An 11,299-nucleotide genomic window follows, 5' to 3' on the forward strand; every position below is an offset into this window, starting at 1 on the left:
GGCGATTTTGCTGGCCGGAGCCCGGGGGTACAGGGGGCGGCGGCGACTGGCCGCCCCCTGTGCGCTCCCTGCGCCATAAGGGACATAACGCAGAAGACGAACCGGGAGCGCAAACTACGCTGAAGCCACAGATAACATAAACAACCACACGGCAGTGCTTCCCCTCTCCAGGAAACAGTCCGGCTGGCGTTCAGGCCCGTGCAAGCGCAGCGCCGCCGGGCGAGACGTCAGGCACGGTACCCGTGATGTTGCCGGGTGGCGGCTGCGCCTTACCCGGCCTACAAGTTCCTCTCACAGGCTCACCCCCCGTAGGCCCACGCAAGCGCAGCGCCGCCGGGCGAGACGCCAGGCGCGGTACCCGTGATGTTGCCGGGTGGCGGCTGCGCCTTACCCGGCCTACAAGTTCCTCTCACAGGCTCACACCCCGTAGGCCCACGCAAGCGCAGCGCCGCCGGGCAACGACCACCGGCACGAAGCCGCCTTTATGCCGGGTGGCGGCTGCGCCTTACCCGGCCTACAACGACTGAACCCGCAGAAGCATTTATCCGGTCTGCTATTCCAGCCGCCAGCTCAGTCTGTAGGCCCGCGCAAGCGTAGCGCCGCCGGGCAATGACCGCCAGTACGAAGCCCCCTTTATGCCGGATAGCGGCTCACGCCTTGCCCAGCCGACAACGACTGAACCCGCAGAAGCATTTATCCGCTCCGCTATTCCAGCCGCCAGCTCAGCACCGGCCAGCCATATCCGGCACCGGCCGCCTGCAGCTGCGGACAGGGATTGACCAGCCGCACGCGATCCGCATGCAGGCACAGCGGCAGATCGTTAATGGAATCGGTGTAAAAAGTCACCTCGCCGTTATACTGCGGATGCGCCTCGCGCCACTGCGCCAGACGCGCCACCTTCCCTTGCTGATAGCTGGGGATCCCGGCAATCTCCCCACTGTAGCTGCCGTCGACCATCGCCACGTCAATGCCCAGCGCCTGCTCAATCTCCAGCGCGGCGGCCACCGCCTGCACCAGCAGGCTAACCGAGGCGGAGATAATCAGCATCGGCTCCCCCTCGGCCCGCAGACGACGAATCAGTTCCCACGCCTTCGGATAGACCCGGGGCAGGATCGCCTCACGCACGCAGCGGGCCACCAGCGCGTCTACGTCCGATTTCGGTATTCCGGCCAGCGGGGCCTGGATCAGGGCCATATAATCGGCGATATTCATCTCTCCCCGGTCATAATCCGCCATCAGCCGCGCCTCGCGGGCAAGATACCCCTTCTGCGTCGCCAGCCCTTCGCGAACCATAAACTGGCTCCAGATCGTACTGCTATCGCCCTGTATCAGGGTGTTATCGAGATCGAAAATCGTCAGCGTGTTGCCCATGGTACCTTCCCTTACTGGTCAAAATAAGCTGCCGGGAGCATGCGTAAAAAAGATGACAGGAAAATGAACCGGACGCCACCGCGCCCGGCTCGCCGTCAGCCGGCGCGGACCTTGCCGGTGCGGAACACCAGCACAATCCCGCCGACGATCGCCACCATACCGACCATCGCCGCCGCCGGCAGCCGATTGCCCAGCAGCAGATAATCCAGCAGCGCCGTGATCGCTGGCACCAGATAAAAGAGGCTGGTGACATTGACGATATTCCCTGCGCTCAGCAGACGGTACAGCAGCAGCTGGGCGACCACCGAAATCAGCAGCCCGAGAAACAGCACCGGAATAATCAACCCGACGTTAACGGTAAACCGGAAGCCGCTGACCGGGGCGATCAACAGGCACAGCCCCAGACTAACGGCATACTGCAGCGGCAGGACATCCGCCGGCGACTGGCGGCTGCGCTTTTGCCACAGCGCGCCAAAGGTCATCAGCAGCAGAGCCGCCAGCGCAAACAGGATCCCTGTCATCGCCATCGGCGACGCCGCCAGGCTGCGCCACACCAGCAGCACCAGCCCCGCCAGGGCAATCAGCAGCCCCAACAGCCGCCGCCCCTGCAGGCGGCGCTCCACCACGCAAAGCGTAAGGATGGGCTGGATCCCCATGATGGTGGCGATAAGCCCCGGCGTCACGCCGTTGGCCATCGCCTCGAAGTAACAGACCGAATAGCCGCCAATCAGCATCAGGCCGGTGGCCGCTGTCTGCAGGCGAGTGCCCGGCGCGGGCAGCCAGCGTCGACGGGCGATGGCCAGCGGCGCCAGCGCTGCCAGGGCAATCAGAAAACGAAAGACCAGCAGCGCCATCGGCGAGGCGTTGTCCAGTCCCCAGCGGGTAAAAATGGCCGCGCTGCCCCACAGCAGCACAAAGGTGGCCGTTGTCGCCTGCGAGGCGAGCAGAGAATAGCGAACGTGCATAGCATGCTCCCGAACGTCAAACACAAGGTATCAAGCGTCATACCGGCAGGTAAGCGCCTGGAAAGACGGCGTTAAGCGCCGAAAACAACCCGGTCTGGAGGGGGAGGCGGTGGGCAGAGCGTGGCGAAGCAATAATGAGGCGCAGACGTCATCCACCCCGCGTCGAAAGCGGCGCCGGGTAAAGTCTCGGCGGCGATGGCGTTATGCGTCATGGAATGCCTCGTGAGATGTTGATGACAGAATCCTGGCACAGACTGTTGCGAAGTGACAACTGCCCTTTATGGCTGATCCATCCCATCGTTGTTTATTTTTAATCGTAAATAAACGTAAAGGCGGCATCAGCTTATTTAGCCGTTCTTTTTAATCGGCTATAAAACAAAGCAGTCTGCTTGCTACTTCGAAAATAACGATATGAAGCCAAAACTGAAGCATGCTCTCTTGTTAATTCCTTTTTTGTTGTTGGCAGGATGCTCCTCCTCACCGAAACAGGCAAAACACACAAAATCTCATGCGGATATGACCATTGATAGCGGATCGGACGATCTGATCCCGGTGGTAGCGGCTCTGCATGACCAGATGCACACCTGGCAGGGAACCCCCTATGAATGGGGCGGGACTGAACAAAGCGGCGTCGACTGCTCGGGTTTCGTCTGGCGCACGCTGAAGGATCGCTTTAACCTGCCGATGGAGCGGATCACCACCCGTGAGCTGTTGCACATGGGCGTGCGGGTCAATAAGCGCGATTTACGTCCCGGCGATCTGGTTTTCTTCCGCACCCGGGCCGGTATGCACGTTGGCTTTTACGATACCGATCATAATTTCCTTCACGCCTCGAGCAGCCAGGGCGTGATGCGCTCTTCGCTGGACAACCCTTACTGGGAGTCGGCGTTCTATCAGGCGCGCCGTCTGCCGAAGGAGTATAACGCGCAGATCACCATGAACAGCGACACCCTGCATCTGGCGAAGAACCGCCGCTAAAAAAAAGCCGCAGCCTGGGCTGCGGCGGGTGGTTCTGAAGTTGATCAGAACTGGTAGGTCATGCCCAGCGCGACGATGTCGTCATCGTTGATGCCGAGTTTGTTATCGCTTTTCAGCTGGTTGATTTTGTAATCCACGAAGGCGTTCATGTTTTTGTTGAAGTAGTAGGTCAGGCCCACGTCAATGTAGTTAACCAGATCTTCGCTCCCCACCCCTTCGATATCCTTCCCTTTCGACAGCACATAGCCGAGGGACGGACGCAGACCGAAGTCGAACTGATACTGCGCCACCGCTTCAAAGTTCTGCGCTTTGTTGGCAAAGCCGCCGCTGATCGGGGTCATCTTACGGGTTTCAGAGTACATGGTCGCCAGGTAGATGTTGTTGGCGTCATATTTCAGGCCGGTCGCCCAGGCTTCCGCTTTCGAACCCTGGCCGCGAGCCAGCAGGTTCTGATCGTTGGTACGGTCGGAGCTGGTGTAGGCCGCGCTGACGGCGAAGTCGCTGCCGCCGAAGTCATAGCTTAACGAGGTGCCAACGCCGTCGCCGTTCTGTTTCTTCGCTTCACGACCTTCGTTTTTACCCTGGTACTGCAGGGTCATATCCAGGCCATCCACCAGACCGAAGAAGTCGGTGTTGCGGTAGGTCGCCAGACCGCTGGCGCGCTTGGTCATAAAGTTATCGGTCTGAGCAGAGGAATCGCCGCCGAATTCCGGGAACATATCGGTCCAGGCTTCCACGTCGTACAGGGCGCCAAGGTTACGACCATAATCGAAGGAGCCGTAGTTCTTCAGCTTCAGCCCGGCGAACGCCAGACGAGTCTTCTGGCTGGAGTCGCTCTCGGTTTTGTTACCGGAGAATTCAGATTCCCAACGGCCATAGCCGGTCAGGTCTTCGTTAATCTGCGTTTCGCCTTTAATACCGAAACGCACGTAGGTCTGATCGCCATCCTTGCTGTCATAGTCGCTGAAGTAATGCATGGCTTTGATCTTGCCGTACACATCCAGCTTGTTCGCGTTCTTATTATAAACTTCCGCTGCCTGCGTCGCCGTTGAAGCCACAAAGCCCATCATCATTAATGCCAGAGTACTCTTTTTCATTATTCAGTCCTGGTGATTTATTTATACGCGCTATTCAATTGCGGGCGCTCGCCCATCAAAAACAGGAGGTTTTTTAACGCCGGGAGATTAAATATTTATGACAAGGTGGAACTTTTTATAAAAAAGCGTATTTAAATGTATCTGACATATTTTTGTCATACTCCCTCTCCAGAATGCCCGATCCCGCGCAATAAAATGGCGCGCCCGCCGCCCCGGGTGTTGGCAAGCGGGCCGACTCCTGCTACAACATCAGCTCGATATCGATATTCCTTTTGAACGGCAGAGAATCATGAGTGAAAGCCAGACGCTGGTGGTAAAACTGGGCACCAGTGTTTTAACAGGCGGGTCCCGTCGCCTGAACCGCGCCCATATCGTCGAGCTCGTGCGCCAGTGCGCACAGCTGCACGCCATGGGACACCGTATTGTCATCGTGACCTCCGGGGCCATTGCCGCCGGGCGCGAGCACCTTGGTTACCCGGAACTGCCCGCCACCATCGCCTCCAAGCAGTTGCTGGCGGCGGTGGGACAAAGCCGTCTGATCCAGCTGTGGGAACAGCTGTTTTCTATCTATGGCATTCACGTTGGCCAGATGCTGCTGACCCGCGCCGACATGGAAGACAGAGAACGGTTCCTCAACGCCCGCGACACCCTGCGCGCCCTGCTGGATAACAGCATCGTCCCGGTCATTAACGAAAACGACGCCGTCGCCACCGCGGAAATCAAAGTGGGCGATAACGACAATCTCTCCGCGCTGGCCGCGATCCTCGCCGGGGCGGATAAGCTGCTGCTGTTAACCGACCAACCAGGCCTGTTCACCGCCGACCCGCGCAGCAACCCGCAGGCGGAGCTGATTAAAGACGTCTACGGCATCGACGACGCGCTGCGCGCCATCGCCGGCGACAGCGTATCCGGACTCGGCACCGGCGGCATGGGCACCAAGCTGCAGGCCGCGGACGTCGCCTGCCGCGCGGGGATTGATACTATTATCGCCGCCGGCAACCGCCCGGACGTCATCGGCCACGCGATGGAAGGCCTGCCGGTAGGCACCTGCTTCCACGCGCAGGAGTCTCCGCTGGAGAACCGTAAGCGCTGGATCTTCGGCGCCCCGCCGGCCGGTGAGCTGACCGTCGATGCGGGCGCGACCCAGGCGATCCTCGAACGAGGCAGCTCGCTGCTGCCAAAAGGCATCAAAATCGTCAGCGGCAACTTCTCCCGCGGCGAAGTGATCCGCATCCGCAATAGCGAAGGACGCGATATCGCGCACGGCGTCAGCCGCTACAACAGCGACGCGCTGCGCCTTATCGCCGGCCAGCACTCGCAGCAAATCGATGCCATTCTGGGCTATGAATACGGCCCGGTGGCCGTCCACCGCGATGATATGATCATCCGTTAAGGAGCTGAAAATGCTGGAACAAATGGGCATTGCCGCCAAAGCGGCCTCCTGGCAGCTGGCGTTACTCTCCAGCCGGGAAAAGAACCAGGTACTGGAAAAGATCGCCGATTATCTGGAAGCGCAGACCGACGATATTCTGCGCGCCAACGCGGAAGATTTAGCGGAAGCTCGCGCCAATGGTCTGAGTGAAGCGATGCTCGATCGCCTTGCGCTGACCCCGGCGCGTCTGAGCGGCATCGCCAGCGATGTGCGCCAGGTGTGCAATCTGGCCGACCCGGTCGGCCAGGTGATCGACGGCGGGCTGCTGGACAGCGGCCTGCGTATTGAACGTCGCCGCGTCCCGCTGGGGGTGATTGGCGTGATTTATGAAGCGCGTCCCAACGTGACGGTCGACGTCGCCTCCCTGTGCCTGAAAACCGGCAACGCGGCGATCCTGCGCGGCGGGAAAGAGACCTGGCGCACCAACGCCGCCACGGTGAAGGTGATCCAGCAAGCGCTGCAGGAGTGCGGTCTGCCGGCCGCCGCGGTACAGGCTATCGAGAGCCCGGATCGCGCGCTGGTGGGGGAAATGCTGAAGATGGATAAATACATCGATATGCTGATCCCCCGCGGCGGCGCGGGCCTGCACAAGCTGTGCCGCGAGCAGTCAACGATCCCGGTGATCACCGGCGGGATTGGCGTGTGCCATATCTTCGTTGATGAAACCGCCGAGATCGCCCCTGCGCTGAAGATCATTGTCAACGCCAAGACCCAGCGGCCGAGCACCTGCAATACCGTGGAAACGCTGCTGGTACACCGCAACATCGCCGACACCTTCCTGCCGGCGTTAAGCAAGCAGATGGCCGAGAGCGGCGTCACCCTGCACGCCGCCCCCTCCGCCCTGCCCACGCTGCAAAACGGCCCAGCGAAGGTCGAGCCGGTGAAAGCGGAGCAGTATGACGACGAGTATCTGTCGCTGGATCTGAACGTCAAAGTGGTGGCCGATATGGATGAGGCTATCGCCCATATCCGCGAGCATGGCACCCAGCACTCCGACGCCATCCTGACCCGGACCCTGCGTAACGCCAACCGCTTTATCAATGAAGTGGACTCTTCCGCGGTCTACGTGAACGCCTCCACGCGCTTCACCGACGGCGGCCAGTTCGGCCTTGGCGCGGAGGTGGCGGTCAGCACCCAGAAGCTGCACGCCCGCGGCCCGATGGGGCTGGAAGCGTTAACCACCTATAAGTGGATTGGTTTCGGCGACGATACCATTCGTGCGTAAATGAGAACGGGCGATGCAAAAATAGGCAGTTGATTCCACTGACTATTGACGCATCGCCCGCTAAGTTCTAACCTTTTGCCTCGTGATTCACGCTCGTGAACACCTCTTGCAGGGCCGATATAGCTCAGTTGGTAGAGCAGCGCATTCGTAATGCGAAGGTCGTAGGTTCGACTCCTATTATCGGCACCATTTCAACTTCCCCAAATGTCCGTATTTATCCATAACTACCCTGATTTGTAACGATTTTACTGCTTTTTAGTCCATCATTGCCCATAATTTTTAGTAAATCATATACTTAATGTACTTAGGATTGCGTATATGTCCTTGTTCGGTCCTGGATTCCTATACACACGCCTTTCAATGATATGCAGATTCGCTGCACTAAGCCCGAAGATAAACCCTATACGTTTGGGGATCGGCAAGGCTTGTCATTGTTTATAGAACCTAATGGAAGCAAAAGCTGGCTGTTCCTCTATCGCTATGTCGGTAAGCCCAAAATGATCTCGCCTGGTGTGTATCCGACTATCAACCTTGCCGATGCTCGCCCTCATCACGACGATACCCGAAAGCTGGTCGCGGAAGGAAAGAACCCGAATGAGGTTCGAAAAGAGCAGAAGGTCGCTTTGCAAACGGAATCCGGAAGTGCGTTCGAAAAGATAGCTAGAGAGTGGCATCACATGAAGACCGCCAAATGGTCGGCAGGATATGTGTCAGATGTCATAGAAGCGTTTAAAAACAACATTTTCCCTTATGTTGGAACAAGGAAAGTGGGAAAGATAAAACCGCTGGAGCTGCTTAACGTACTGCGTAAAATTGAAAACGCGGGGCGTTGGAGAAAATGCGGAAAGTGCATCAGCGTTGCTCCGAAGTGTTTCTCTACGCAATTGTAAAGGGTAGAGCGGAGTACAATCCTGCGGCAGATCTTTCCAGCGCTCTCGAAGTACACCAATCCAATCATTTTCCGTTCCCAAAAGCAGATGAGCTACCAGATTTTCTAAGTGGCTTAGACAGTTACACTGCGAGTCACTTGTCCAGATTGCTACGAATTACTCATGATTACGGGTGTGAGAACCATCTAATTGCGTGCGGCATTATGGCAAGAATTTGATCTGGATTACGCAATTTGGGAAATTCCTACTGAAAGGATGAAAATGCGCAGATCCCATCTTGTGCCATTGTCGACTCAGGCGTTAGATTTACTCAATGAACTGAAGATCATGTCTGGGAACTATCGTTATGTTTTTCCGGTGCGGAACGATCCGAGTAAGCCTATGAGTGAAGCGAGTATAAATCAGGTCATCAAGCGTATTGGATACGGTGGAAAACTTACAGGGCACGGTTTTCGGCACACCATGTCAACAATATTACACGAGAATAGATTTGACAGTGCATGGAAAGAAATGCAACTAGCACATGTAGACAAAAATCGCATTCGCGGTACGTTTAATCATGCTCAATACTTTGAAATGAGAAGGGATATGCTTCAACAATACGGAGATTTTTTAACAATGAATGAGGGTTTTACCTTATGAAAATACTAACTTTATTTGCAAGTAAAGTGTACGGGTATCTTGATTTAAATATTTCATTTAATGAGGATATAACATTCCTTATCGGTGGTAATGGCTCGGGAAAAACAACTGTTCTTAGATTGTTACAAGCAATTATAAACCCGAATATTAAAGACATTATCACGTTGCCATTTGAAAAAATTAGATTGGTTATTCTTGATGAGTCACAAAAAGTTGAAATATACGTTTATAAAAATGAAAGCAGCATTGATATAAGTATATCAGGAAGCAGAAAAGTACTCTCAATACCCAATATTAACAACTCAGAAAAATACATACTAAACAGCAAGGATGATGAAGATGAAATATACCAAAAAATAGAGAGGGATAATTTCTCAAATGAAATTTACCTAAGACTAAAAAAACTAGACAAACCAATCTTTCTTGGTCTGGATAGAAAAACTGATTATCATGAAAATAATGAATACATACCTCCAAATGAAATATTTTATCGCCGCAGGGTCAATTCACCGAAACGAAGAGTTTATGGGACACTTGGTGAAGCGTTGATTAGCACTGAAATGTTAATTCAAGATACCTATAGAAGAATTAGAGATTTTGAAGAAAATCAAGGGTTTTATCTTAGAGATAAAATTCTGAAATCCTCTTTTAAATTTACTGATTTTAATCTTGAAACATTTGATAAGTCCAGCATGAACTGGAGAGAAAGACAAAATATAATAAAAAGGAAAGAGGAGATTAAAGCAGCCATACATAAAATAGGAAAGGTAGACGATTCATTAATTAAAGAAATGGATTCTTTTTTCAAAAGAATAGAAACTCTTTTTGAAGAACTTAAAGAATCTGATGGTAAAGGCTTTAATATAAACTGGCTTGTAAACAAAGCACAAATAGATCGTGTTGCTGATATTTTAGATGTAATAGATAGTTCTAATAGCAGGGTTAGCAAGCTTTACGGCCCAATCATAACATTCCAAACTATCGTAAATAAATTTTTATCCGAAACTAATAAACACATTGAAATAAATACAGTTGGTCGAGTAGAGGTAATAAGGCCTGATGGTAAAAGATGCTTAATAGATAGCCTATCGTCTGGTGAACGACAATTAATAATCATGACAGCCAATGTATTATTCAATAAAAAAACTGGACGTTCCAGCATAATAATTATTGATGAGCCCGAATTATCTCTCCATATGAAATGGCAAGAAATGTTTTCAGAAGAAATATTAGGCATTAGCCCAAGAACACAATTTATAATGGCAACTCACTCCCCAGAAATTGTTGGCGATCTAGAAGATAAAGGGATAAGGGTAGGTCGATAATATGTTGAGAAGAAGCGCGAAGGCAAAAAAAGCTAAATCTATCTTCTTTGAAGATTATAATGATATTGACATTTATACTGAAGATACAGCAAATGGATATAATAAATTATATTCAAAATTATTAAGCCGATATTTTGAAGATGATTATAGAATAGAAAACATTTTCCCTTTAGGTGGAAGAGATGCTGTTATTGAAGCCTGTAAAAGAGACGAAAACAAACGTTCAAGACCACGTGTTTATATTGTAGACGGCGATCTTTATCTGTTAAGAAACTGCAATCCTGACTTACCAGGACTTTTCATCCTACGTGAGTATTGCATTGAAAATACATTAATTTGTGAGAATGCCTCCATCGATTTTTTAGTAGATGAAGAACCGACTAAAGAATATGAAGACATAAAGGTCGAACTAGAATTTCAAGAATGGATAAATCATAATGAAACAGTACTAATTGATCTTTTTATATGTTACGTCATTTCCATGGAAATGACACCCGAACTACCAACTGTAAGTTTAAAAGTCAATGATTATTTGAATGACGACACTGGTTTTGTAGATGCTAGTAAAGTTTATTCTAAACTATCCTTGAGAAAGGCAGAAATAATATCCAGGGTGGGTAAGAATGTATATGAAAACCGGTTAAATGAAATAAGCCAATTCATTAGTAAAAGTGAGAAAAAACACCCCTTTATTTCTGGAAAAGACTATTTACTACCTCTTCTCCAAATGAGGATGAGAAAAGTCATAAAGTATACTGCGTCAGCAATGTCATTTAGGCACAGACTCTCAAAAAATTGTAGGCTAGAAATATTCCATGGCTTAAAAGAAAAAGTGCTGATTGATTAATATTTTAGTAGTTCGCTCTACTTACACACTGTTTTCATTACCGCCTCACCTCCTGATTAGATGGATAAAAGCTCCCTCCTCTCGGCCCAACATGGAATGAAAGGAGGGGTAAAGATAAGATTTAAAAACTCTTTATCATTTTATACACTCGCAACACTATACCTCCGTCTCATTGTCAAATACGTGATACATACGCTTGAGCAATCCTCTGAGTAGACTTTTCTCCCCCCTATCTGAGCTCCTCAGAAACCCACTACAATTATAAGTATTTTCATACCTCACATCGAATCGAACCTCACAGCGACGCGCTCAGGCCGCGCCGGGACAGGGTTGCGAAGGGAGTGACGGGACGGGAAAGCGAATGCAAAACCATGCACCCTGTGGATGCATGGCTTAATTCGAGAAAAATAGCGGTATTTTCGGGGATTTTTGCGGAGGCTACCTGCCGGCCAGTTCCGTGCGCCGGCGGGTATAAATCAGGCTCTGTGCGGGGGGGGGGGGGGTTTTTTTTAGTGTTTTTCAACCGG

Annotated in this window: 8 protein-coding genes, 1 tRNA gene and 1 pseudogene; 7 read left to right on the forward strand and 3 right to left on the reverse strand. The window is 52.1% G+C overall.

All coding sequences use genetic code 11. The features are described 5' to 3' along the window. Positions 1–705 precede the first annotated feature (705 nt). Together QLG03_RS05905 and QLG03_RS05910 are read right to left on the reverse strand one after the other, a co-directional pair. Positions 706–1,371 (reverse strand): HAD family hydrolase, encoded by a 666-nt coding sequence (locus QLG03_RS05905; RefSeq protein WP_255988476.1) that lies wholly within the window; start codon positions 1,369–1,371, stop codon positions 706–708. 95 nt (positions 1,372–1,466) lie between these two features. Then, positions 1,467–2,336 carry a DMT family transporter gene (locus QLG03_RS05910; RefSeq protein WP_255988478.1) on the reverse strand — a complete coding sequence of 290 codons (870 nt, stop codon included), beginning with the start codon at positions 2,334–2,336 and terminating at the stop codon, positions 1,467–1,469. Between the two features lie 411 nt (positions 2,337–2,747). On the opposite strand from QLG03_RS05910, the gene QLG03_RS05915 reads away from it, so the two are divergent. After that, positions 2,748–3,314 carry an NlpC/P60 family protein gene (locus QLG03_RS05915; protein WP_032428599.1) on the forward strand — a complete coding sequence of 189 codons (567 nt, stop codon included), beginning with the start codon at positions 2,748–2,750 and terminating at the stop codon, positions 3,312–3,314. Positions 3,315–3,358: 44 nt separating this feature from the next. Here QLG03_RS05915 and phoE read toward each other — a convergent pair whose 3' ends face one another. Continuing rightward, positions 3,359–4,411 (reverse strand): phosphoporin PhoE, encoded by a 1,053-nt coding sequence (gene phoE, locus QLG03_RS05920; RefSeq protein WP_023288537.1) that lies wholly within the window; start codon positions 4,409–4,411, stop codon positions 3,359–3,361. Positions 4,412–4,700: 289 nt separating this feature from the next. Between phoE and proB the strand changes: the two genes are divergently transcribed. The 6 genes and pseudogenes from proB (at position 4,701) to QLG03_RS05950 (ending at position 10,772) form a co-directional block, all read left to right on the forward strand. Continuing rightward, positions 4,701–5,804 carry a glutamate 5-kinase gene (proB, locus tag QLG03_RS05925; protein WP_008805306.1) on the forward strand — a complete coding sequence of 368 codons (1,104 nt, stop codon included), beginning with the start codon at positions 4,701–4,703 and terminating at the stop codon, positions 5,802–5,804. Between the two features lie 10 nt (positions 5,805–5,814). Further along, positions 5,815–7,068: a glutamate-5-semialdehyde dehydrogenase gene (proA, locus tag QLG03_RS05930; RefSeq protein WP_016160355.1), complete on the forward strand. Its 1,254-nt coding sequence runs from the start codon at positions 5,815–5,817 to the stop codon at positions 7,066–7,068. A gap of 113 nt (positions 7,069–7,181) precedes the next feature. Continuing rightward, a tRNA-Thr gene (locus QLG03_RS05935) sits at positions 7,182–7,257 on the forward strand. Positions 7,258–7,433: 176 nt separating this feature from the next. Continuing rightward, a pseudogene (locus tag QLG03_RS05940) lies at positions 7,434–8,600 on the forward strand (tyrosine-type recombinase/integrase). Then, on the forward strand, positions 8,597–9,925 hold the full coding sequence (locus QLG03_RS05945) for an AAA family ATPase (RefSeq protein ID WP_255988481.1): 1,329 nt from the start codon (positions 8,597–8,599) through the stop codon (positions 9,923–9,925). The pseudogene QLG03_RS05940 and the gene QLG03_RS05945 overlap by 4 nt, the downstream one beginning before the upstream one ends. Position 9,926: 1 nt before the next feature. Then, a complete protein-coding gene (locus QLG03_RS05950; protein WP_282473609.1) occupies positions 9,927–10,772 on the forward strand; it encodes a DUF4435 domain-containing protein in 846 nt (281 codons plus the stop codon). Positions 10,773–11,299: the final 527 nt, after the last annotated feature.

This window comes from Klebsiella sp. V115_8, from assembly GCF_029967715.1.
Classification (GTDB): Bacteria; Pseudomonadota; Gammaproteobacteria; order Enterobacterales; family Enterobacteriaceae; genus Klebsiella; species Klebsiella quasipneumoniae.

Bases quoted from the DNA above. Each gene is read 5' to 3' on its own strand.
- QLG03_RS05905 (WP_255988476.1), bottom strand. From the start codon at position 1,371: ATGGGCAACACGCTGACGATTTTCGATCTCGATAACACCCTGATACAG.
- QLG03_RS05910 (WP_255988478.1), bottom strand. From the start codon at position 2,336: ATGCACGTTCGCTATTCTCTGCTCGCCTCGCAGGCGACAACGGCCACC.
- QLG03_RS05915 (WP_032428599.1), top strand. From the start codon at position 2,748: ATGAAGCCAAAACTGAAGCATGCTCTCTTGTTAATTCCTTTTTTGTTG.
- phoE (WP_023288537.1), bottom strand. From the start codon at position 4,411: ATGAAAAAGAGTACTCTGGCATTAATGATGATGGGCTTTGTGGCTTCA.
- proB (WP_008805306.1), top strand. From the start codon at position 4,701: ATGAGTGAAAGCCAGACGCTGGTGGTAAAACTGGGCACCAGTGTTTTA.
- proA (WP_016160355.1), top strand. From the start codon at position 5,815: ATGCTGGAACAAATGGGCATTGCCGCCAAAGCGGCCTCCTGGCAGCTG.
- QLG03_RS05945 (WP_255988481.1), top strand. From the start codon at position 8,597: ATGAAAATACTAACTTTATTTGCAAGTAAAGTGTACGGGTATCTTGAT.
- QLG03_RS05950 (WP_282473609.1), top strand. From the start codon at position 9,927: ATGTTGAGAAGAAGCGCGAAGGCAAAAAAAGCTAAATCTATCTTCTTT.